This window comes from Chryseobacterium daeguense DSM 19388 (assembly GCF_000430825.1).
Taxonomy (GTDB): domain Bacteria; phylum Bacteroidota; class Bacteroidia; order Flavobacteriales; family Weeksellaceae; genus Chryseobacterium; species Chryseobacterium daeguense.
In genome coordinates, this window is sequence record NZ_KE387263.1 from 72,337 (window position 1) to 93,825 (window position 21,489).

Sequence of the window (21,489 nt, forward strand, 5' to 3'; positions counted from 1 at the left end):
AAACAAAAACATATAATTTTCCTCAGGTTTATTATCAACTGAAAATTAATTCTTTATCCGGTTTATTCCATAAAAAAATGCCCTACAGCGTTTGCAGGGCATTTTTATATTGTTCAGATAATTAGTGTTCAGCTTTTGGAGTCTGAGCTTCCGCCGGTTTTACTTCACCTTCTGCATGTGCAGCTTCATGTTTTGCAGCAGCAGCCGTATCTGTTTTTGCAGGCGCTTCATGTCCTCCATGAGCATCTCCTCTGTATTCAGAAAGCTTGTCCTGCTCTCCGCTGGTCTGCTCATCATCAGAGTATCTTTCTACTCCTTCTTCCAGCTTCAATGTACCTTTATTACCACCAGCCTGAATTTTTTTGCAGCTTACAGCAACAGTAGCAACAGCTAAACATATAATTAATTTTCTCATGCTTAAATTTTTGATTGCCCAAAATTAAGAAATCCTACATTTTTCGGCAACATTTTTATACTGATTTTAAAATTATTTTACCTTTTTTGGATTGTGTAAAAATAAGATAGCTTTCTCCGCCGTCTTTTAAGCCATATTTCTTTTTGATTTCATCCGGTTTCAGCGGATAGTTTTTTGAAATAATATTGTACTGGGTTTTCTTTTTAATCTGTTTAGCATCAATTACTTCCGTCTCAAACATTCTGCCCGGAAAATTTTCCATCCTTTTTTCCGAAGTGTAAATATGAGTATTGGGGTGCAGTTTTTTCACACCAAATTTTTCTGAAACTAAATTAAAGCTCCCCGCCTTTAAAATCGAATTATTCGGAATATAGATGAACTTTTCCGGTTCAGAATATTCCGGACAGGCATTTTCTTCTTCTCCAAAAGCAAAACTAAAAGCCGGTTCTTCAGTTTCAAGATTCACACAATTGCATGTAATTTCACCCGAATTTTGGTTTGATAAAAACACAACTACCTCTTTTACATCATTTTTTATCGCAATAATCTCAATTCTTGAAATATTTTTTACCACCGAAACAAGATATTTTAAATCGATCAGCGGTGAAAGCTTGATCACCACTTCTTTCGATATGGACAGCAGCTTTTCCTGAATTTCAAGAATATTGGGCGAAAGATCTTCGAGAAGGAAAACTTTGTTTTTATTTTGGTCTCTCCTCGCCGGATCAAGGTAAATTACATCAAATGTCTCTTTATTTTCGTCAAGAAAATTTTCAAGTTTTTCATTGATGAATCTTGCTTTTCTACCTAAAATATTCCAATTATGCGCTACAATTTCCAACAGCTCAGCGTTCTGCTCAATTAAAGTAATTTCATTAAAATTTTGAGATAAATAATAGGCATCAATCCCGAAACCACTGGTAAGGTCGATAAACTTTTCACCTTTTAGAATTCCGGATTTATAAGCCGCTGTTTTTTCAGATGAAGATTGCTCCAGATTGAGTTGGGGAGGAAAAATAATTTCTTCCTTCAATAAAAAAGGAAATTTTTTCTGTGCAATAAGCCTTCCTTTGATCTGTTGTACAATTTCCTGCATGGAAACTTCGGGAAATGGGGATTTTTTTAATAATAAAGTATGCAAATCTGTGTTTAGATTTGCTTTGATGTATTCTTGAATTTTTGCTTTTAGAATTTCTTTGACCACAGATTTTCTCAGATTTACACAGATGATTTCTTTTATTTATCAGCTATAAATATCCATTTATTTTTCTAAAAATACTTTTATCAATATAATCAGTATTAAAATTTACCAAAATACCTAATTTTAAACCTGTTAATTTTAGATAGGTCAATAACTGCTGATGGTGAATATTTTTAATTTCTGATACAGCTTTAACTTCAATGATAACTTTATTTTCCACAATAATATCTGCAATAAAACTTGAATCAATAAAAATTTCTTTATATTTAACTTTCATCGGAACCTGAGCTTTTACATTCAGCCCGTTGGTTTGCAGTTCGTGAATTAAAACATTCTCATAAACCTTCTCTAATAAGCCAGGTCCAAGTTCATTGTAAACAGAAAATATTGATTTTCTGACATAAAAGCTTATCTCATTTTCTTTCATCTTAAGTGTGTTTTTATTTAATTATGCTCTGTTCCAGCACAGTCATCTGTGTAAATCTGAGAAAATCTGTGGTTTTAACTTTTGACCACAGATTTTCTCAGATTTACAGATATTAATCCTTCATTTATCTTTTATAAAAAATATAATCTGTCAATATTGGGTTAATACCGGTTTGCTTTAAAAGCGAATTGATCTGCCCGCGGTGATAGGTTGAGTGATTGATCGCCTGAAACAGCATTTCAAAAATACTGTTTTCAAATTTTGTCCCTCTTAAATTATGATATTCAATTCTTTGATCAAGATCAAAATCCTGAACAATTTTAATGCTTTTCTCAAAGTTTTGTTTATTAATTTCTTCCAGAGCTTCAAAAGGGTTAATCTGCCACACCTCAAACGTCGGTTCTTCACCCAAAATTCTGGCATTCCAGATTTGCTGTGCGTTTAAAGTATGATTAATCAAACTCATTGTTTTTTCATCAACTTTTTCTAAGTTTTCAGAGATGAGCTTTATCATCTCTTTATTGAAGTGATAAGTATATTCAAATAAATCAACTAGCTTTTCTTCCATTATTCAAACATTTCAGCCCAGCGAACCGCTTTAATTTCTTTCTCGTTGTATAATTCCTCGACAGACTTTTTAACGTCTAATTTCGGATATAAATTAACTCCGATCAGCTTTATTCTCCCTTCTTCCACCCATTTTTGCTCTTCAATGGCATGATCGTAGATTTTTTTCTGAATAATTCCCTTTTTTAAAAGCTCAAGATAACCTCCGGCTTCTTCAATTTCAACAAATAATGCCCAGGACTTTTCAGCGATCTGCTGGGTAATATCTTCTACATAATAGCTTCCGTTTGAGGCATCTTCAAAAACATTGATAATACTTTCATAAGCCAGGACAATCTGTTGTTTAAAGGAGATTTCTTCAGAATTTTCCGTGCTTCTGTCTACAAGATAATTGTTGCTGAAAACCGCATCAGCACCGCCAATCATTGCGGAAGCCAACTCTAAAGTAGAACGAATCAGGTTATTTTCATTGTCAGAAATTGCTTTATTTCTTAAAGAAGTTTCTGCAAAAATATATGGAATCTGGTCTGAATTATATTCTTTTGAGAGCTGGTTAAATACAATTTTAAAAGCCCTCAATTTTGCCATTTCGAAGAAATAATTTCCTCCAACAGCAATTCTGAAAATAAGTTTGTTCAAAATCCCTTCACCATAAACCTCCACCAGTTCTTTTGTTTTTGCCAAAGCAATTCCCAACTGCTGATAAATGGCCGCCCCTGCATTCTGGTGAAGTGAAATATCTACACAAATATTTCTTCTGAACTGTTTAGCCAGTAATTCTTTCACTAATTGATCATTAATTACGGCCTCTTTTTCGTCAAAAACATCAATTAATGAAAAATATTGATCTTCTTCTTTCGGGCTGATATGCCCTGCTAAATCTACATTGTCAACAAAAATAGTTTTCTGCTCAAGGTTTTCTACATTGTGATTCAAGATAAATGCAAAAACATCTTCTTCCAGGCTTTCATGATATCTCGCCACCAAATGCGTATTCTCTTCCACTTTCGGCAGATTGGCCAAAGGTTTTAAAACCGTATTGTAAAAAGGCTTTACTTCAATTCCTTCAAGATTTTCTTTTTTAAGGATTGCGTAAATATCGTCTGTTTTAAGTTGTTTCTGTACTAAATTTTCCCAGGCTGTATGTGACATAGTTTTATTTTGAGTTGTGAATTGTGAATAGTCAATCCGCTTTGCTTGTCAATTTAAAATTCATTTGCGAAGCAAAATTTACAATTGCCCCATTCACTTTAAAATTATTTTTTAGCCACATTCGTGCTATCGGCTACCAAGATGAAAATCTCTTCATTTGGTTTTTTCATGAAATAATTTTCTCGGGCGTATTTTTCTTTTTCAGATTTATTATTCATCAGTTTTTTATAAAACGCATCATTTTTTTCGTATTCGGTTTTATAATATTGAAGCTGTTCTTCATATTTGTTGATCTCACCATTCAGTTCATTGATCACCAAAAACGAAGTTTTATCAAAGAAAATCATCCAAACCAGGAATAAACATATAGTAATGGTATATTTATTCAAAACATACTTCTGAATTAGTCTTAAAGTCTCAGACTTTGGCTGGATATCTTTAATAAGCTTATTTTCTTTCATTTTAATGTTTTTTCAACGAGTTTCTGATAACAGTAGTTAAAAAATCAATCGCCACGGAATTTTGCCTCATATTTGGGATGATAAGATCCGCATCGTTTTTGGAAGGCTCTATAAATTCCTGATGCATCGGCTTGAGAGTAGTCTGGTAACGGTGCAGAACTTCGTTAAGATCCCGGCCTCTTTCCTGGGTATCTCTTTTAATTCTTCTGATCAGTCTTTCATCTGAATCAGCGTGTACAAAAACTTTTAAATCAAATTCCTTCAAAAGTTCCTTGTTGGTAAGCACCAAAATCCCCTCTACTACCAATACATTTTTAGGTTCTACAGTGACATGGTCTCCGGTTCTGGAATGGGTTACAAAGCTATAAATCGGCTGTTCTATCGGCTCATTTCTTTTCAGAGCTTTTACATGTTTTATCAATAGATCAAAATCGATGGATTTTGGATGATCATAATTTAAAGCTTCTCTTTCTGTAAGCGTAAGGTTATGATTATCATGATAATAATTATCCTGCGATAATATGTTCATTCCTTCGATATCGAGCTGCTGAATAATCTTATCAACAACCGTAGTTTTGCCGGATCCGGTACCTCCTGCAATTCCTATTACAAGCATTCTTTTTTTGTTTCTTTATAGTTTTTACAAATATACTATTTTAGATGAATGCAAATAAAATATAAAGATCGATTTTATTCTCACAAAAAAATCCGATGTAGAAACACCGGATTTAATTTTTATTTTTTGATGAATTTCGTAGACAGTTCCAGGCCTTTTATCTTTAAGATATAATCTCCGACCTGCAAATGTGAAACACTGATTGTATTTTTTCCTTTATCTATCGTTGTTTCCATTACTTTTCGTCCTTCCATATTGTAGATTTCCACTTTTTCTTCTTTGCTGATTTTCATGGAAATATTTAAAATATCAGATACCGGGTTAGGATAAATGGCAATTATTTCCTTTTTATAGGCAGGCAAAACATAGCCTGTTGCAGTAAATTCCTGTGTAATCTGTGTAATGTCATTACAGTTGAAACCGAAAGTTCCCAACATATCAATTGCCGCCTGTCTTACTGCGATTGCCGCCTGCTGCTAATTGGTAGCTGAGCTGGTCATGCTTAAGCCTTCCAAAAACGCTCTGTCTGTCTTTTCTTTACCGATTTTGTTGTAAATCCTCATTAAAGCGGTTGCCCAGATCTGTCCGTTTGAGTGTATGCTTGAAGTAAGCCCTCCCGGATACGTTGCTGAATAATTTGTAGTTCTTCCGGCCCAATATTGGTTATGCCCATCCCAGCTGAACATCCAATGGTAAGCCGGTGCAGATGATGGCCACTGATTAAGGCTTCTGCTATAAGACTGAGCCCAATAATCTCCACATCCTTCACTCAGTCCCTGAACCTGAGACAGATTCCCGCCTGTAAGCCAGTCATGAATTCCGTGGCCTAATTCGTGCAGAATAACATCAGCATCTTCTGCATCATCCACCCCTCCTTCTCCGAAAACTAATCTGCCGTTGCTGTAGTAAGAATTATCATCGCCATCCAATCCGTGCGGATCAAACCATAAAATTCCGGCATTTGTTAATGGTATACATGCAATTCCCAATGTCTGATTAATGTATCTAAAGCTGTTATCAATATGCCAGTAAGCATTTACAGCTTCAAATCCCTGGTCATTTCTATTAAATAAGAACTGATTAGTTGCCTGTGTAAAAAGACCGGTAGAAGGTGTTTCTAAGTCTTTAATCTCGGCATAAGAGCCTTTTAATTTGTAAACTCCTCCGCTAAAATCTACTTCCGGGATGGTAACTAATGTTCTCGCAGCATCAAAGCTTGCATTATTAATATCATTATTATCAACATACTGCCCGGAATAAGCTACCTGCATTTTCGAAAGAGGGTCCGGATTGAAAATATATCCAGAGCCTGTAACCAATACTTTCTTAGTCTCCTTTTTCTCTACAGATTTTTTTTTAGGTTTCGGATTTTCTTTTGTTTTATGGTGATAAACTGCAATATCCTTTACGCTGATTACGTTTCCGGTTTGTGCATCTATTATAGTCTCCCAGTTTCCGGGATTATCAAAAGAGCTTGTCAATATTCTGTAAACCAGTTTTGTTTCGTTCTGGTCCGTAACATAAACAAAAAGTTTATTTTCTTCATAAGTAACCTCTCCTTTTGAATTTGATGCAGAATGAGCCTTTTTCAATGCTTCAGCAGACGAAAAAGAAGGAATGGTATTTATTTCTGCGATATTTCTTTTTAAGCTTTCTGTGGAAGTATGGGTAATCTTACCTTCTCTATTAAAATGTACTACGATTTCAGACTGAAAAACAGGTACATTTTTCATCATTTGCTGAAAACGTAATGTTTCCCCCGCATTTCCTTTTTTTACAAAATTTAATTTAAGATTTGTAAAATTCTGAACTCCAAGATTTCTGGAATTTTCTGTAATCCATTTTCTTGCAGGATTTTCAAAGGAAGATTCCTGACCCATGAGCGCAGAACATGACAATACGCAGCCAAGAAATAACGAAGTAATTTTAATTTTCATACAATATTATTTTTAATACATAAAAGTATTAAAACAATATTAAAGTATCAAAAAAAATTAAATAATTTCAAATACAATTAAGTGAAAAGTGAAAATATATTAATAAAAAAGCTCCAACTATTGTCAGAGCTTTAAATTATACTATTTCGCTTGTTAATTCCCTTGAAAGCAATTTTTCATGCATCGGCTTGAGAAGTTCCATTGAGCCGGTTTTTACTGTGCACTTACCTTTAAAATGTACTAAAATGGTACATTGTTCCGCTTGCTCAAGCGTATGTTTGCAAATTTCTATCAGACAGTCGATCACATAATCAAAGGTGTGGACATCATCATTATGTAAAACCAGCTTGTAAACTTCATCAGTATCATCCATGACAAGTACTTCTTCCTCATACTGCCGTTTTGGATCTTCGTAATCTTTTATATTGTTATAAAAAATCATTGTTAAATGTTTTAAACTTCGCCTAATTTTTCTGCTAAGTCATTGATATTATTTGGCTGTTCGTAAACCAATTCCACGAGCTCAACGCTTTTATTATTCATTTTTAAAATCTTAAAATGATAATTTTCAAGGTCAAATTCATCATTTTCTTCCGGGATGTCTTCCAATTCGTGAAGAATGAATCCGGCTAAAGTATGATATTCACTATCTTCAGGAAGAGGCAGTTTTTTAGGTAGAAATTCATTAATCTCATCCAAAGGCTGTGTTGCCTGCACCCAATAAGTGTTTTCTGCAATTTTATCTACCACCTTGTCTTCATCATCTTCTTCATCCTGTATCTCTCCCACCAGTTCTTCCAGAATATCTTCAAGCGTGATAATTCCTTCTGTACCTCCAAATTCATCAATTACAATCGCTAAATGCTGTTTTTTCTGCTGGAAAGTTTTCAATAAATCTGATATCTTTTTACTTCCAACCACAAAAAAGGTATCCCTCATCAATTCTTTAAGATCCTCATGGTTAAGCTCTCCTTTTCTTTTAACGAATTCTCTTATAATTTCTTTTGTATATAAAACACCAATTACATTATCAATGGAATTTACATAAACAGGAATTCTGGAATATCCGCTGTCCATAATTTTATTGATAATTTCATTGATATCTTGTTCAAAATCAATGGATGTAATATTCTGACGTGGAACCATGATCTGTTTTGCAGAATGATCTGTAAAATCGAACGCATTTTTAATGATCTCATAGTTTTCCTCTTCAATTTCACCGCTGTCTGCACTTTGTTTTACCAAAAGCTGCAGTTCTTCAGTAGAATGGATTTCCTGCTCGGATGCCGGATGAATTTTAATTAATCTTAAAAAACCGTTTGACATTAAATTCATGAGCCAGATAAATGGCTTGAATACAGTATAAAAAACCCTCAGAGGAACCGCAGTTGCCATGGTGGTGGATTCTGATTTCCTGATCGCTATTGATTTAGGGATAAGCTCACCGAATACGATATGCATTACTGTAATAATCAGAAAGCTAAGAACCAATGAAATAGTAGTAACCGTTGCTTCGCTAAAGCTGAGATTTAGAGAATGGAAAATATTATCAATTACATGATGCATTGCACTCTCTCCCACCCAACCTAATGCCAGGGAAGCCAATGTAATACCAAGCTGTGTTGCAGATAAATATTCATCAAGATGCTTAATAATGTGCTCTGCCTGCTTTGCCATAGAATTTCCTTCTGCGGCTTTTAGCTGTATTTGCGAGTAACGAACTTTAACAATTGAAAATTCTGCGGCTACGAAAAAGCCATTAAGTAAAACAAGTAATACGGCTAGCAAAAGCCTGACTATGTCCGAGTCCATTTAGAAGTGTAAATTTATTTACTACAAATATATACAAAATAAAAATAACAAAAAAAGCATCGTGGTATGCGATGCTTTAATATTATGTTAAAATAATTCTTACGAATTTTTCAAGGCTTCAGCTCCGGAAACGATTTCAAGGATCTCGTTTGTAATGGCAGCCTGTCTTGCTTTGTTGTAGAAGATTACAAGGTCATTCTTCAAAGCCTGTGCATTGTCTGTAGCTTTGTGCATTGCAGTCATTCTCGCTCCGTGCTCAGATGCTACTGAATCAAGGATTGCTTTAAAAACCTGAGTTTTGATAGATTTTGGAATCAGATTATCTAAGATTTCCGTTCTGTTTGGTTCAAAAATATAATCTGTTTCTACCTGAGGCTCCGTAGTTTCAGGCATTGAAATAGGAAGAAGCTGTTCTGTAGTAACTTCCTGAGTAGCAGCATTAACGAATTTATTATAAATTAAATAAACTTCATCAAACTTACCTTCTCTGAAGCTGGTCATTACTCCTTCTGTAACGTTTGCCACCACATCAAAGTTCAGGTTATCATACACAGAGCTTGCATTGGTGTACACTGTACGATTTCTTCTTACAGCATCAAAAGCCTTTTTACCAACAGGAAGAACCTCAATTTCATATTGAGAATTATTCTGAAACTGTAGATTAAGCTCTTTTACAATAGAAGAGTTGAAAGCACCTGCCAAACCTCTGTTTGAAGTAATAGCGATGAAAAGTACTTTTTTAACCTCTCTTTTTTGAGCATAAACAGAAACCTGATCAGGATCAGAGCTAGAATTTACATTTTGGATAAGCTCCTGTAATTTCTCAGAATAAGGTCTTAGCATTACGATGGCATCCTGTGCTTTTTTAAGTTTCGCTGCGGAAACCATTTTCATAGCACGTGTAATCTGCATCGTAGATGAAATTGACGTAATTCTACCTCGTATTTCTTTTAAGTTTGCCATTATTTTGGTTCAAGGTTTAAGGTCTAAAGTTTAAGGTTTAAAACACAGATTCTAAACCTTAAACATTGAATTTTTTAGTTATATTTTGCAGCTAAATCGTTAGCAGCCTGCTTAAGAACGCCAGTAATTGAATCATCAATTTTTCCAGCTTTGATAGCAGCCATTGTATCCGGGTGCTTAGATCTTAAGAACTCGATATACTCGATTTGGAATTCTTTTACTTTTCTGATAGGAACGTTTCTCAACAAGTTCTCTGTTCCAGCGTAGATCATCGCCACCTGGCTGTCTACAGGAAGTGGAGAGTTTACCGGCTGCTTAAGAATTTCCACGTTTCTTTCCCCTTTAGAGATAACTGCTAAAGTAGAAGCATCAAGGTCTGAACCAAATTTTGCGAACGCTTCCAATTCTTTATACTGAGCCTGGTCTAATTTAAGAGTACCAGATACTTTTTTCATTGATTTGATCTGAGCGTTACCTCCTACCCTTGATACAGAGATACCTACGTTGATCGCAGGACGAACCCCTGAGTTGAACAAGTCAGACTCCAAGAAGATCTGTCCATCTGTAATAGAGATTACGTTTGTAGGGATATACGCAGAAACGTCACCTGCCTGAGTTTCGATGATTGGAAGGGCTGTCAATGAACCACCACCTTTCACGATTGGTCTTAAAGACTCTGGTAAATCGTTCATCTGGCTTGCGATATTATCATCAGCGATAACTTTCGCAGCTCTTTCCAATAATCTTGAGTGAAGATAGAAAACGTCTCCAGGATAAGCTTCACGGCCCGGTGGTCTTCTCAATAGTAGAGAAAGCTCACGGTAAGCAACCGCCTGTTTAGATAAATCATCATAAACGATAAGTGCCGGTCTTCCGGTGTCTCTGAAAAACTCACCGATAGATGCTCCTGCCATTGCAGAATATACCTGCATCGGAACCGGATCTGATGCGTTAGCAGCAACGATTACAGTATATGCTAAAGCTCCTTTATCAGAAAGTGTTTTAACGATTTGTGCTACAGTAGACGCTTTTTGTCCGATAGCTACATATATACAATATACAGGCTTCCCTGCATCATAAAATTCTTTTTGGTTGATGATCGTATCGATCGCAACAGTAGTTTTACCTGTCTGTCTGTCACCAATGATAAGCTCTCTCTGTCCTCTTCCTACAGGAATCATAGAGTCGATCGCAACGATACCTGTTTGTAAAGGCTCAGTTACCGGCTGTCTGTAGATAACTCCGGGAGCTTTTCTTTCCAATGGCATTTCGTATAAATCCCCAGTAATAGGACCTTTACCATCGATAGGGTTACCAAGAGTATCCACTACTCTTCCTAACATTCCTTCTCCTACTTTGATAGAAGAGATTCTGTTTGTTCTTCTTACTGTATCACCTTCTTTTACTAATTTACTTTCACCAAGTAGAGCAACACCTACGTTGTCTTCTTCAAGGTTAAGTACAATACCTTCTACATCACTAGAAAATTTCACCAACTCTCCGTATTGTACGTTTTCTAACCCGTATACACGAGCAATACCATCACCGATGGTTAAAACTGTACCTACTTCCTCAACGTTTGATTGAGTATCGAAGTTGGCCAATTGCTGTTTTAAGATCGCAGATACTTCTGCCGGATTTATTTCTGCCATTGTATGGTTGTTTTTCTTATTTAAAAAGTTTTAATTTTAGATCTTCATTAGAATATTTAGCGATGAATAGATCGATTTTTGATTCGTCTGCATTACCGTTTTCATCAAAAATGCCAGACTTATAAATATTTTTAATAATATCTTTATCATCTAAATCTGTAACAAGTTCTTTATTATATTTTAAAAATCTTACCGTATAGATAACCCTTGTCCAGTATGGAGATTCATTAGGATAAATTGGCGGGGTTTTACGAACCTGATAAGTAGATCCCACGGCCGAAATAATTTCATTATCCTTTATATCTGATAAAATAAAGTTAAAATCATTCTTTTCAATATGATAGGTCACTTTGTCATCGATAAAAACTTTATCTTTTTTAATCTTAACTTTTTGACCAAAAGCTAAAAATGAAAAAGAAAGTATCGATATATATAAAACCTTTTTCATATTAATTTAAGCTAAAATCTTTTTTAACCTGATTAAGCTTGGACTTTACAGATGCATCTACCTGCTGGTCTCCAACTCTTAAAACGTAACCTCCTAAAATTTCAGGTTTTACATTTACTTTTAAGTCGAAGTTTGAGTTTACATTTACCAGGTTTGTAGATTTCAGGATCTGATCAAGGTTTTCTTTTGAAAGCTGAGTTGCAGTTGTAAGCGTTACTCTCTGTATTCCGTTAATATCCTCAACTTTATTGATGAATTCCTGAGCGATATTTTTCAGCTGGTTTTCTCTTCCCTGTCTGATAATCAAAGTAATCAAATTCTGTGAAGAAGGTGATAAACTCTTGAAAATCTCTTTTGCTACCTCTATTTTCTTTTTAGAATCAATGTAAGGGGTCATGAAGAATTTATTCAAATCCTGAGATTCTTTCATGATTTTCACTACATCTTTCATTTCAGAAAATACAGTAGCCGTTTGCCCTGATTCGTTTGTGAAATCAAGTAAACCTTGTGCGTATCTTTTAGCTACTTTAGATGTAAGCATTCTTAGTTAAGGTTTGATTTGTTTAAATAATTCTGAACTAATTCATTTTGAGCTTCACTGTTGTCAAGCTTTTGTTTCAGGATAGACTCAGCGATGTTTACTGATAAAGTTCCGATCTGAGATTTGATATCTGCCATGGCAGCATTTTTCTCAGCATTGATCATTTGTTTAGCAGCTTCAATCATTTTGTCTCCTTCAGCTTTAGCAGCATCTTTAGCTTCACCTACGATCCTTTCCTTAATTTCTCTTGCTTCTTTAAGGATAGCATCTCTTTCTACTTTAGCCTCACGAATGATTCTTTCGTTATCCTCTTTTAAAGTTTCCATTTCTTTTCTAGCCAATGTAGCTTGATTAAGAGCATCAACAATAGAAGTTTCTCTGTCGTTAATAGATTTTAAAATAGGCTTCCAAGCAAATTTACCTAACAAAAATAGCAATGCTAGAAAAATAATAGTTTGGATAATAAATAGTCCTGATGAAAACTGGTGAATTAATTCCATTATATTAATGTATAAATAATTATTACTTTTTTTCTTAAATAACCACTATCTGTAACCAACCGTTACGGATAGTGGCTTTAGTTTTAATTAGTTTACTGCGAATAGAGCAGCAAACGCAACACCTTCTACAAGTGCAGCTGCAATAAGCATAGCTGTTTGGATCTTTCCAGATTGTTCCGGTTGTCTAGCGATAGCCTCAAGAGCAGCAGCTCCGATTTTACCAAGACCGATACCTACACCTAGTACTACGATACCAGCACCTACAATTTTAGGGATTTCCATAATATATAATTTTAAAAAATTTGTTTCAATTTAATTTCTTTAATTAGTGAGCAGCGTGGTGTTCGTGCTCGTGCTCCTGTACTGCCATTCCGATAAACAAAGCTGATAACATGGTAAAGATATAAGCCTGTAAGAATGCAACCAGCACTTCCAATAAATAAATCACTAATGTTAAGAACGGGAATGCAACACCTGCAATAACATTCTTAAATACGTAGATCAACCCGATCAAACTCATTACTACAATGTGTCCTGCAGTCATATTTGCAAAAAGACGGATCATCAATGCGAAAGGCTTGGTGATTGTTCCTAATAACTCGATTGGCAGCATGATCAATTTCATTGGCACAGGTACTCCTGGCATCCAGAAGATATGCTTCCAGTAATCTTTGTTTGCAGAGAATGTAGTAATTAAATAAGTAAGGATCGCTAAGAAGAATGTCATGGTAATATTACCTGTAACATTGATTCCGAAAGGCATTAATCCTAATACGTTTAAAAATAAGATAAAGAAAAATACCGTTAATAAATAACCGATAAATCTTTTATACTTGTGCCCGATATTCGGGATAGCGATTTCGTCTCTTACGAAGATTACCAACGGCTCCAAAAATTTCGCTGCGCCTGTAGGAACCTGAGATTTTTTGTATGATCTTGCCATTCCTGTGAATAATAAGAACATGAAGATTGACGTTAATAAGATAATTAAAACACTCTTCGTAATCGATAAGTCTAATACTTTTTCTGAAGTAGCGTGTCCTTTTTCATCGAATGTTAAAGTTCCGGCTGCATCAGTTTTATAGATCTTTTCGTGGTGAAGCTTGTAAAAATTTCCATCAACTTCAGTTGGCTCTCCATGCATAAAACCTTCTTTAGCATTACTCATGAAAGCGTGGATACCGTTGTCATAGAAAATAACAGGAAGAGGAAAACCGATGTGGTGACCTTCTTTGTCTACCATCAATGTAAAGTCGTGAGCATCTAACAAGTGATGTTCGATGAACTCTTTGTTTTCTTTACTTACTTTGTCTTTCTCTGAAAGCTCTGTTGTAGCAGAACCTGCCTCAGCAGTAGCCTCACCGTGCTGTGCAGACACTAAGTTTAATACAAAAATACTGTAGAATAAAACTGCGAATTTCTTAAACATTGATAGGTTTTTTTCGTTGTGCAAAAATATAATATTTTTTCTAGTTTCAATAAATAATTTTACTGTTTTTTGTCATGATTAATTAGCTTAATCGCATAGTATGTAAGGAGCGTTGTCAGGACAAAATAAGGCATGATAAAATGAAATTTATAGCCAGGAATCACTTCAAAGTTTAATTTTTTCCTGATTAAATACATTAAACCGAATTTTAATAATATCAATCCGATAACAGACAACCCTAAAAACTCAGGAGCCACTTTGTTAATTAAAACAATAAGCGTGATCATCAGCATAAACATCACACTTAAGAATAAATAAAATTTCACGATTACGATTTCATCCAGATGAAAAACAAATTTCCACAGAGAAAAATGAACGAGAAACGTTAAAAAAAACAATACCGTAACCAGAATATTGGGATTAGCTTTCATTTTAAATCTATTTTACCCTAGCGTTTATTAGGCTAATTTTAATTTATGGCAAAAATAGACTTTTTCTATCGGATTATACTATGATTTGATTTTTATCATCCCGATTAACCCAACTTTGATTACATTTTGAGATTGCTTCGCTTTGCTCTCAATGACTGATCCTGAAAAAAGACTTCCATCCTAGCCCCGATTGAAACGGCATCCTTTTGGTTGCGGCTGGAGCGAAGCGGAAGCCGTAATCAAAAGATACAGTGGAAAGCGGGATTAAGCTTCAAATAAAATCCAGCAATATTAATTTACATATATATAATATTACGTACCAAAGTCTTTAGATATACTAAAAATTCCTTATTTTTGCAGACCTATAATTTACAATACATATGTTTAATAGTTTACAGGATAAATTAGACAAGGCGCTTCATAATATTTCCGGGAGAGGAAAAATCACGGAGATCAACGTTGCGGAAACCGTAAAAGAAATTCGTAGAGCATTGGTAGATGCCGATGTTAATTATAAAGTTGCAAAGGATCTTACCAAAAGAGTTCAGGATAAGGCATTAGGACAAAACGTTCTTACATCGCTTACTCCGGGACAGCTGATGACGAAAATTGTTCATGATGAGCTGGTAGATCTTATGGGTGGTTCCCAGGAAGGTATTAATCTTTCAGGAAAGCCGTCTGTAATCCTTATTGCCGGCCTTCAGGGTTCGGGTAAGACTACTTTTTCCGGAAAATTAGCCAATTATTTAAAGACAAAAAGAAATAAAAAACCTCTATTGGTAGCGTGTGACGTTTATCGTCCTGCTGCGATTGATCAGCTTAAAGTTTTAGGAGGACAAATTGGGGTTCCTGTTTTCACGGAAGAAGGTTCGATGGATCCTTCAAGCATCTCTCAAAATGCTATCAATTTTGCTAAATCTAATGGCCATGATGTTGTAATCGTGGATACGGCTGGTCGTTTGGCGATTGATGAGCAGATGATGAAAGAGATTAAAACGGTTCACTCTGTTATTACACCTAATGAAACTCTTTTCGTTGTTGATTCCATGACAGGTCAGGATGCTGTGAATACGGCTAAAGCCTTTAACGATACTTTGAACTTTGACGGGGTTGTTTTAACCAAATTAGACGGTGATACGCGTGGTGGAGCTGCCTTGACGATCCGCTCGGTAGTTGAAAAGCCAATTAAATTCATTTCTACAGGTGAGAAAATGGAGGCTTTAGACCTTTTCTATCCGGAAAGGATGGCGGACAGAATCCTGGGAATGGGAGACGTTGTTTCCTTAGTAGAAAGAGCTCAGGAGCAGTTTGATGAAGAGGAAGCTAAAAAACTTCACAAGAAAATCGCTAAAAACGAGTTCGGTTTTGATGATTTCTTAAAGCAAATCAATCAAATCAAGAAAATGGGTAACATGAAAGATTTGATGGGGATGATCCCGGGCGTTGGAAAAGCAATTAAGGATGTGGAAATCAGCGATGATGCGTTCAAACATATTGAAGCCATTATTTATTCTATGACGCCGGAAGAAAGAAGAAGACCTTCAATCATCAATACTCAGAGAAAAAACAGAATTGCAAAGGGTGCGGGAAGAAAAATTGAAGATGTAAACCAATTGATGAAACAATTCGACCAGATGGGTAAAATGATGAAGATGATGCAGGGCCCACAAGGAAAGCAGATGATGCAGATGATGAGCAAAATGCCAAATATGCCGGGAATGGGTGGAATGTTTGGAAAATAAATTAACCTGACTAGTACTAATAATAAACCTAACAGGTTTTTAAAAACCTGTTAGGTTTGGAAAATAATTTAATTCAATTTTAAAAATAAAAATCCGACTCAAAACTGAGCCGGATTTTTTTCAGCACTTTGTCAAAGTTTAAAATCTTTTACAAAGTTTTTAATTTTTATTTATCAGATTTCTGAGCTTTTCCTTTAATGAAATAAGAGAAACCAACGTTTACACCGAAAGTTTTTACGTTAGTTTTAACATCTGTATTCATAATCGTTTCTTTGTTTGAAAACTGATCGTAAGATACTCCTAAGTTGATACCCAAAGACTGAGTAGCCATGTAAGTACCCCCTCCTTTCACTTTCCATGCAAGACCGTCTGAAGTAGTTTCCTGAGACATAAAAATAGGATCAATTACAGCATCATTGAAGCTGTATTTCACTTTGTTTGAAGCATATCCGATACCTGCTCCCAAGAATGGAACAAACTTGCTTCCTGTCTGGAAATAATAAGTTGCAGTAGGCATTACAGAGAATGAAGAAACAGTAACTTTATCACCATCCTGTTTTGTAGTTGTGTTGCTGTATCCTAAATCAATACCTACAGCCAATCCGTCCATTACGAAATACCCTACTGAAGGTGTGATAGAGAAAGTGCTTACTTTAGGGCCGTCTTCAGACTGGCTTCCTACTTTTACAGTTGTGTTTACGCTGTTGAAACCCATACCTGTGTTTCCGCTGATTACCCAGTCACCTTTAGTCATCTGAGCGTTTGAAAGTCCGAAAAGTGCTACTGCACCTGCAAGTAATAGTTTTTTCATGATTTTTTAATTTTAAGTTAAATGTTTAATTTGTATTATATGCAAGAAAAGCCCTGAGCAGACTCAGGACTTTTATTTTTTTATGCTTTGTTAATTATTTAGCAAAAACATATTTTACTCCGAAAGTAACTGATGATAAGTTCAACCCAAAGCTGTAGTTGTTCGTAGCATCACCATCTTTTGGCTTGTAATTGTTATAACCGAACTCACCGATTGTAGCTTCGATAGACCAGTTTTTGTTTAAGAAATAATCTAAACCTGGCTTCACAGTAACACCTACCTGAGTGTATTTAGCTTCAGAAGATGTAGAGTTTGTAACTGTAGTAGATCCAGTAGTAGCTACTGTATTGCTTTCAGTTTCAGTTTTTCCAAACTGCATTGGTACTGCTAATTGTCCGAAGATGTATAACTTGTCAGATAAAGTCCAGTATTTTCTTACGAAAGGCTCTACTACAAAAGCAGGGTTTTTAGTAATATCCTCGCTTACAACTGTAGTTCCTGGCAATAAAGTTGTAGTAGTTTCAGTAGTTTTTGAAGTCTGATAACCTACACCTAATCCTACTGCTAAGTTTGTTCCTACAAAATATCCAACTCTTGGTAATACGTTAAAGTCTTCTTTTTTATAGTTTCCGTTGTTTGTTTCTTCTTGAGCATACCCTACAGATCCTGAAAGATAAGCAGTTCCTTTAGCGATTTGAGCATTAGATAAACCGAAAAGTGCAACAGCACCAGCTAATAATACCTTTTTCATTTTTTTAAATATTTTAATACTTTCTGAAGGCAAATTTACAGTGGTATCCCCTAATATTAAAATTTGTTAACGTGATTAATATCATTGATAAATATTAGCAATTTTCAACAATAAACCGTACTAAATTAACCGTTTTGACTTTTTCACAAAATTTTGAATGAAAAAACTCCAATCTTTCAATCGGAGCTTGATTTGTTTATTGTAAAAGAATTTACTTAAGGAAGAAGTTCACCCCGAAATTAACGGCTCCGAAGTTGAATCTATCATCATTATACCAGTATCCATTATGGTTTTTACGTTTGCTTCCTATATTTTGGAACCCAATGTACAATTCTGTGCTTTTCATCTGGTATCCTACTCTTGGCGCTACATATAAGCCGCTGTTGATATAATCTCTGGTAGAAATTGCCGCTCCTAAATCTAGTCCTACAAAAAGAGGAATTTTATCAAATTTATATTTTCCTGAAGCCGCGATCGGAATAAAACCGAAATCATCTATATTATCTTTCCCGAAAAAATGAGAATATCCTGTAGTAACCCCGATGTCCAGCCCTTTTGTGATATTCCACATATAAGCAGCATCTATACCCAGTGTTACACTTGCCGCATCAGAAGCATCCCCTAGCGGAGCCCCAACGTGACCACCTAATCTGAATCCTTCCTGCGCCTGCATTGCACCTCCTAAGAATGCAAAAGCACCTAGTAATAATAGTTTTTTCATTTTAATAATTTTAAAATTTTCGGCTCAAAAATAGTAAATATTTTCTTTTATACCACAAATTCAACTAATAACATTCTCTACTTCAAACAAAAAGCGGAACAATAGTTTGTCCCGCCTCTTCATTTTTATGGATAAAATCTTAGTTACCACCAAATTTGAATCCTACACCTATTTGAGCAAAGCTGTTTGTAACTTTACCTCCACTTCCATCATTTGATAAATTAGAAACACCTAGATTATATCTTGCATCGAAAAACAATCCGTTTTCTAACATATATTCTACACCTACAAATGGAGCCAGGTTTAATGATTTGATATCATCTTTAATATCCTGCTCACCTTCTCCTCCTTCAATCTCAAAATCGATAGGAAGATTTGTTCCGATAACAGTTTTTTGTTTTGCAGAAAGAATAATCCCGAAATTTACACCAGCGGCAACAGAAAAACCTTCTGTAATAAAATATTTTGCCGAAACAGGTACTAATAAAGTTCCAAAAGTCACTTTTGTTTGTTCCCCAACATAAACACCACCTTCACTTTCTTCAATTTGCTCTTTTCCTCCAAGTTGAGAATATAAAACCTCTCCTTGGAATCCAAATTTATCACTGATTTTGTATTCTGCCATACCTCCTATATAGAAAGTATATTTAGGATCCATTTTTCTTTTGTATAAATCATCTTGTTTATCATCAACTTTGATAGTTGACATTGCGAAACCAGCTTTAGGACCAAACCTAAACTCCTGAGCATTCACGCTCATTCCCATAACAGCAACTGCTGCAAGAAGTAATAATTTCTTCATGTTTAATAGTTTTTTATTAATTCGATGGCAAAAATAGTATTTTTTTTTAGATAATAAAGAATGTGGTACTTTATATTCTTTTAATATCAAAAAAAGCAGGATAAAATTAATTTACCCTGCTTTTTATTTTATAGCTATAGCCTACTTAGTCGTCGTTTCTCATCCTTTTTTCTTCATCATTGTATGCCAGGATGATTTTTCTTACCACCGGATGTCTCACTACGTCTTCTTCCGTAAGGTGTACAAAACCGATCTCTTTTACATCCTTCAAAATTCTCATTGCTTCTTTTAAGCCTGACTGTTGTCTCGGCGGTAAATCTACCTGACTTGGGTCTCCGGTAATAATAAATTTCGCGTTCATCCCCATTCTGGTTAAAAACATTTTCATCTGCGAATGCGTTGTATTCTGAGCTTCGTCCAAAATTACAAAAGCCTCATCCAGCGTTCTTCCTCTCATAAAAGCCAACGGCGCCACTTCTATGACTTTCTTCTCAATAAAACCTTCCAGCTTTTCATGAGGAATCATATCCCTGAGCGCATCATATAAAGGCTGCAAATAGGGATCAAGCTTCTCTTTAAGGTCACCCGGCAAAAAGCCAAGGCTCTCCCCTGCTTCCACGGCCGGTCTTGTAAGGATAATCCTTTTTACTTCCTTATCTCTTAAAGCTTTTGCCGCCAATGCAACACTGGTGTATGTTTTTCCGGTTCCTGCAGGACCGATGGCAAAAACCATATCTTTTTTCTCGGTTTCTTTTACTAGTTTTTTGAGATTTGTGGTTTTGGCTTTAATTACTTTACCATTTACACCCTTTACAATAATATCCTGGTCAAAAACTAATTGCTTTTCGTTTTCATCCTTCAGATTAAGGATATTTTCCACGTCTTTCAGATCAATAGAATTATTTTTAGAAATAAATTTTACTATATCATTAAGTTTTTGTTTGAGAATATCAAGTGCTTCCTGATTGCCCATTGCAAAAATAAAATGATCTCTTCCAGTGATTTTCAGTGTCGGAAAACTTGATTTTATTAGGTTGAAATATTGGTTATTAACGCCATAGAAGATTTTTACATCCACATCTTCCAGATCATATGTCAATTCAAACATGCAGTATTCGTATTTATTTTAGATTTTAAATTTAAACCTTTTTTTCAAATTTATATCAAATTCTTTTCCACAATCGTTCGGGCTTTCCTTTATTTTTAAATAAATTTGCAGCACGATCATTTCTAGAACTACTCATGTCAATTATTACCCTTACTTCTGATTTCGGAAATTTAGATTACAGAGTTTCTGCTGTAAAAGGCAAAATCCTGTCCCTAAAGCCTGAGGTGAATATTGTTGACATCTCTCACGACACACAGGCTTTTAATCTCATTCAGACGTCCTACATTGTAAGGAACGCTTATAAATATTTCCCAAAAGGCACCATCCACATTCTTTCTGTGGACAGCTTTCACCATAAATCAAGGAAAAATATCCTGTACAAGGCGGACGGGCATTACTTTCTGGCAGCAGATAACGGACTTCTGAGCCTTATTTTTTTCGATATAAAGCCTGAAGCTATTTACGAAATTACCTTAAATAACAGGTTTGATGACATTGTAAACTTTACTTCTACGGATGTTTTTGTTCCGGCAGCGGTACATTTGGCCAATGGCGGACTTCCCGAAGTTATCGGCAGAAAAATAAAGCACGTCAAGGAACTGATGTTCCCGAAACCGGTTTATAATGAGCCGGAAAAAATGATCATTGGAGAAGTAACTTACATTGATAATTTCGGAAATATTATTTCAAATATCAGCAAAGATTTTTTTGAAACTACAGGCAGAGGATACGAAAATTTTACGATAAAATTCAGGAATTTAAGTCTTTCCAGAATCTTTTCCAGCCATACGGAAGTGGTTTCAGACTGGTCCAGGGAGACGGAATTCCACGGGCAGTCTGCGGCAATTTTCAATGACAGTCAGCTTTTAGAGCTTACAATTTATAAGGGAAGCAGGAAAAACGGTGCAAAAAGTTTATTCGGATTGAATGTTGGCGAAAATATTTACATCGAATTTTTCTAAAATTAAATATTTCATAAAAAAAACGATTTTTTTTATATAT

At 35.1% G+C, this 21,489-nt stretch carries 26 protein-coding genes; 2 read left to right on the forward strand and 24 right to left on the reverse strand.

What is annotated here, in order from left to right; genetic code table 11:
* Positions 1-121: 121 nt before the first annotated feature.
* The 19 genes from H560_RS0119760 to H560_RS0119855 form a co-directional block, all read right to left on the reverse strand.
* Entirely contained in the window at positions 122-415 is a 294-nt protein-coding gene (locus tag H560_RS0119760) for a hypothetical protein (protein WP_027381573.1), read from the reverse strand.
* 55 nt (positions 416-470) lie between these two features.
* Positions 471-1,619 carry a class I SAM-dependent methyltransferase gene (locus tag H560_RS0119765; protein WP_027381574.1) on the reverse strand — a complete coding sequence of 383 codons (1,149 nt, stop codon included), beginning with the start codon at positions 1,617-1,619 and terminating at the stop codon, positions 471-473.
* 43 nt (positions 1,620-1,662) lie between these two features.
* Positions 1,663-2,043 carry a GxxExxY protein gene (locus tag H560_RS0119770; RefSeq protein WP_027381575.1) on the reverse strand — a complete coding sequence of 127 codons (381 nt, stop codon included), beginning with the start codon at positions 2,041-2,043 and terminating at the stop codon, positions 1,663-1,665.
* Positions 2,044-2,167: 124 nt separating this feature from the next.
* Positions 2,168-2,611 (reverse strand): DinB family protein, encoded by a 444-nt coding sequence (locus H560_RS0119775; RefSeq protein WP_027381576.1) that lies wholly within the window; start codon positions 2,609-2,611, stop codon positions 2,168-2,170.
* On the reverse strand, positions 2,611-3,762 hold the full coding sequence (locus H560_RS0119780) for a methylmalonyl-CoA mutase family protein (RefSeq protein WP_027381577.1): 1,152 nt from the start codon (positions 3,760-3,762) through the stop codon (positions 2,611-2,613). The genes H560_RS0119775 and H560_RS0119780 overlap by 1 nt, the downstream gene beginning before the upstream one ends.
* 104 nt (positions 3,763-3,866) lie before the next feature.
* Positions 3,867-4,223 (reverse strand): FtsB family cell division protein, encoded by a 357-nt coding sequence (locus H560_RS0119790; protein WP_027381578.1) that lies wholly within the window; start codon positions 4,221-4,223, stop codon positions 3,867-3,869.
* 1 nt (position 4,224) lies between these two features.
* A complete protein-coding gene (udk, locus tag H560_RS0119795; protein WP_027381579.1) occupies positions 4,225-4,839 on the reverse strand; it encodes a uridine kinase in 615 nt (204 codons plus the stop codon).
* 119 nt (positions 4,840-4,958) lie between these two features.
* A complete protein-coding gene (locus H560_RS22110) occupies positions 4,959-5,276 on the reverse strand; it encodes a T9SS type A sorting domain-containing protein (RefSeq protein ID WP_051289407.1) in 318 nt (105 codons plus the stop codon).
* Positions 5,277-5,315: 39 nt separating this feature from the next.
* The gene (locus H560_RS22115; protein ID WP_081414016.1) at positions 5,316-6,776 is read right to left on the reverse strand and encodes a M36 family metallopeptidase; all 1,461 of its coding nucleotides are present in this window, start codon (positions 6,774-6,776) and stop codon (positions 5,316-5,318) included.
* Between the two features lie 136 nt (positions 6,777-6,912).
* Entirely contained in the window at positions 6,913-7,218 is a 306-nt protein-coding gene (locus tag H560_RS0119810; RefSeq protein WP_027381580.1) for an ATP-dependent Clp protease adaptor ClpS, read from the reverse strand.
* Between the two features lie 11 nt (positions 7,219-7,229).
* Positions 7,230-8,588: a hemolysin family protein gene (locus tag H560_RS0119815; protein WP_027381581.1), complete on the reverse strand. Its 1,359-nt coding sequence runs from the start codon at positions 8,586-8,588 to the stop codon at positions 7,230-7,232.
* Positions 8,589-8,687: 99 nt separating this feature from the next.
* Positions 8,688-9,551, reverse strand: a complete 864-nt coding sequence (atpG, locus tag H560_RS0119820) for an ATP synthase F1 subunit gamma (RefSeq protein ID WP_027381582.1) — start codon at positions 9,549-9,551, stop codon at positions 8,688-8,690.
* Between the two features lie 74 nt (positions 9,552-9,625).
* Positions 9,626-11,203, reverse strand: a complete 1,578-nt coding sequence (gene atpA, locus H560_RS0119825) for a F0F1 ATP synthase subunit alpha (RefSeq protein ID WP_027381583.1) — start codon at positions 11,201-11,203, stop codon at positions 9,626-9,628.
* Between the two features lie 16 nt (positions 11,204-11,219).
* Entirely contained in the window at positions 11,220-11,651 is a 432-nt protein-coding gene (locus H560_RS0119830; RefSeq protein WP_027381584.1) for a hypothetical protein, read from the reverse strand.
* A 1-nt stretch (position 11,652) separates the two neighbouring features.
* Positions 11,653-12,192, reverse strand: coding sequence for an ATP synthase F1 subunit delta (gene atpH / locus H560_RS0119835; protein WP_027381585.1), 540 nt, complete (start codon positions 12,190-12,192; stop codon positions 11,653-11,655).
* A 2-nt stretch (positions 12,193-12,194) separates the two neighbouring features.
* On the reverse strand, positions 12,195-12,692 hold the full coding sequence (locus tag H560_RS0119840; RefSeq protein WP_027381586.1) for a F0F1 ATP synthase subunit B: 498 nt from the start codon (positions 12,690-12,692) through the stop codon (positions 12,195-12,197).
* 87 nt (positions 12,693-12,779) lie between these two features.
* Positions 12,780-12,974 carry an ATP synthase F0 subunit C gene (atpE, locus tag H560_RS0119845; RefSeq protein WP_002979108.1) on the reverse strand — a complete coding sequence of 65 codons (195 nt, stop codon included), beginning with the start codon at positions 12,972-12,974 and terminating at the stop codon, positions 12,780-12,782.
* Between the two features lie 43 nt (positions 12,975-13,017).
* Entirely contained in the window at positions 13,018-14,121 is a 1,104-nt protein-coding gene (gene atpB, locus H560_RS0119850; protein WP_027381587.1) for a F0F1 ATP synthase subunit A, read from the reverse strand.
* 59 nt (positions 14,122-14,180) lie between these two features.
* The gene (locus H560_RS0119855) at positions 14,181-14,552 is read right to left on the reverse strand and encodes a hypothetical protein (RefSeq protein WP_027381588.1); all 372 of its coding nucleotides are present in this window, start codon (positions 14,550-14,552) and stop codon (positions 14,181-14,183) included.
* Positions 14,553-14,932: 380 nt separating this feature from the next.
* Between H560_RS0119855 and ffh the strand changes: the two genes are divergently transcribed.
* Positions 14,933-16,294, forward strand: a complete 1,362-nt coding sequence (ffh, locus tag H560_RS0119860) for a signal recognition particle protein (protein ID WP_027381589.1) — start codon at positions 14,933-14,935, stop codon at positions 16,292-16,294.
* 166 nt (positions 16,295-16,460) lie between these two features.
* On the opposite strand, the gene H560_RS0119865 is transcribed toward ffh, so the two are convergent.
* The 5 genes from H560_RS0119865 to H560_RS0119885 form a co-directional block, all read right to left on the reverse strand.
* Complete coding sequence (locus H560_RS0119865) at positions 16,461-17,105, reverse strand: OmpW family outer membrane protein (protein ID WP_027381590.1); 645 nt, start codon at positions 17,103-17,105, stop codon at positions 16,461-16,463.
* Between the two features lie 94 nt (positions 17,106-17,199).
* Positions 17,200-17,856, reverse strand: coding sequence for an outer membrane beta-barrel protein (locus H560_RS0119870; protein ID WP_027381591.1), 657 nt, complete (start codon positions 17,854-17,856; stop codon positions 17,200-17,202).
* A gap of 211 nt (positions 17,857-18,067) precedes the next feature.
* Positions 18,068-18,577 carry a hypothetical protein gene (locus tag H560_RS0119875; RefSeq protein WP_027381592.1) on the reverse strand — a complete coding sequence of 170 codons (510 nt, stop codon included), beginning with the start codon at positions 18,575-18,577 and terminating at the stop codon, positions 18,068-18,070.
* Positions 18,578-18,716: 139 nt separating this feature from the next.
* Positions 18,717-19,379: a porin family protein gene (locus H560_RS0119880; RefSeq protein ID WP_027381593.1), complete on the reverse strand. Its 663-nt coding sequence runs from the start codon at positions 19,377-19,379 to the stop codon at positions 18,717-18,719.
* Between the two features lie 145 nt (positions 19,380-19,524).
* Positions 19,525-20,487 (reverse strand): PhoH family protein, encoded by a 963-nt coding sequence (locus tag H560_RS0119885; protein WP_027381594.1) that lies wholly within the window; start codon positions 20,485-20,487, stop codon positions 19,525-19,527.
* A gap of 134 nt (positions 20,488-20,621) precedes the next feature.
* On the opposite strand from H560_RS0119885, the gene H560_RS0119890 reads away from it, so the two are divergent.
* Entirely contained in the window at positions 20,622-21,449 is an 828-nt protein-coding gene (locus tag H560_RS0119890; RefSeq protein ID WP_027381595.1) for an SAM hydrolase/SAM-dependent halogenase family protein, read from the forward strand.
* The last annotated feature ends 40 nt before the right edge of the window (positions 21,450-21,489 follow it).

Excerpts from the sequence above, each read along its gene's own strand:
- H560_RS0119815 (WP_027381581.1), bottom strand. The coding sequence starts at position 8,588 with ATGGACTCGGACATAGTCAGGCTTTTGCTAGCCGTATTACTTGTTTTA.
- H560_RS0119760 (WP_027381573.1), bottom strand. The coding sequence starts at position 415 with ATGAGAAAATTAATTATATGTTTAGCTGTTGCTACTGTTGCTGTAAGC.
- udk (WP_027381579.1), bottom strand. The coding sequence starts at position 4,839 with ATGCTTGTAATAGGAATTGCAGGAGGTACCGGATCCGGCAAAACTACG.
- H560_RS22115 (WP_081414016.1), bottom strand. The coding sequence starts at position 6,776 with ATGAAAATTAAAATTACTTCGTTATTTCTTGGCTGCGTATTGTCATGT.
- H560_RS0119775 (WP_027381576.1), bottom strand. The coding sequence starts at position 2,611 with ATGGAAGAAAAGCTAGTTGATTTATTTGAATATACTTATCACTTCAAT.
- H560_RS0119830 (WP_027381584.1), bottom strand. The coding sequence starts at position 11,651 with ATGAAAAAGGTTTTATATATATCGATACTTTCTTTTTCATTTTTAGCT.
- H560_RS22110 (WP_051289407.1), bottom strand. The coding sequence starts at position 5,276 with ATGTTGGGAACTTTCGGTTTCAACTGTAATGACATTACACAGATTACA.
- H560_RS0119790 (WP_027381578.1), bottom strand. The coding sequence starts at position 4,223 with ATGAAAGAAAATAAGCTTATTAAAGATATCCAGCCAAAGTCTGAGACT.
- H560_RS0119865 (WP_027381590.1), bottom strand. The coding sequence starts at position 17,105 with ATGAAAAAACTATTACTTGCAGGTGCAGTAGCACTTTTCGGACTTTCA.
- H560_RS0119810 (WP_027381580.1), bottom strand. The coding sequence starts at position 7,218 with ATGATTTTTTATAACAATATAAAAGATTACGAAGATCCAAAACGGCAG.
- atpH (WP_027381585.1), bottom strand. The coding sequence starts at position 12,192 with ATGCTTACATCTAAAGTAGCTAAAAGATACGCACAAGGTTTACTTGAT.
- H560_RS0119870 (WP_027381591.1), bottom strand. The coding sequence starts at position 17,856 with ATGAAAAAGGTATTATTAGCTGGTGCTGTTGCACTTTTCGGTTTATCT.
- ffh (WP_027381589.1), top strand. The coding sequence starts at position 14,933 with ATGTTTAATAGTTTACAGGATAAATTAGACAAGGCGCTTCATAATATT.
- H560_RS0119770 (WP_027381575.1), bottom strand. The coding sequence starts at position 2,043 with ATGAAAGAAAATGAGATAAGCTTTTATGTCAGAAAATCAATATTTTCT.
- H560_RS0119875 (WP_027381592.1), bottom strand. The coding sequence starts at position 18,577 with ATGAAAAAACTATTATTACTAGGTGCTTTTGCATTCTTAGGAGGTGCA.
- atpG (WP_027381582.1), bottom strand. The coding sequence starts at position 9,551 with ATGGCAAACTTAAAAGAAATACGAGGTAGAATTACGTCAATTTCATCT.
- H560_RS0119890 (WP_027381595.1), top strand. The coding sequence starts at position 20,622 with ATGTCAATTATTACCCTTACTTCTGATTTCGGAAATTTAGATTACAGA.
- atpA (WP_027381583.1), bottom strand. The coding sequence starts at position 11,203 with ATGGCAGAAATAAATCCGGCAGAAGTATCTGCGATCTTAAAACAGCAA.
- atpE (WP_002979108.1), bottom strand. The coding sequence starts at position 12,974 with ATGGAAATCCCTAAAATTGTAGGTGCTGGTATCGTAGTACTAGGTGTA.
- H560_RS0119855 (WP_027381588.1), bottom strand. The coding sequence starts at position 14,552 with ATGAAAGCTAATCCCAATATTCTGGTTACGGTATTGTTTTTTTTAACG.
- H560_RS0119885 (WP_027381594.1), bottom strand. The coding sequence starts at position 20,487 with ATGTTTGAATTGACATATGATCTGGAAGATGTGGATGTAAAAATCTTC.
- H560_RS0119880 (WP_027381593.1), bottom strand. The coding sequence starts at position 19,379 with ATGAAGAAATTATTACTTCTTGCAGCAGTTGCTGTTATGGGAATGAGC.
- H560_RS0119840 (WP_027381586.1), bottom strand. The coding sequence starts at position 12,692 with ATGGAATTAATTCACCAGTTTTCATCAGGACTATTTATTATCCAAACT.
- H560_RS0119780 (WP_027381577.1), bottom strand. The coding sequence starts at position 3,762 with ATGTCACATACAGCCTGGGAAAATTTAGTACAGAAACAACTTAAAACA.
- atpB (WP_027381587.1), bottom strand. The coding sequence starts at position 14,121 with ATGTTTAAGAAATTCGCAGTTTTATTCTACAGTATTTTTGTATTAAAC.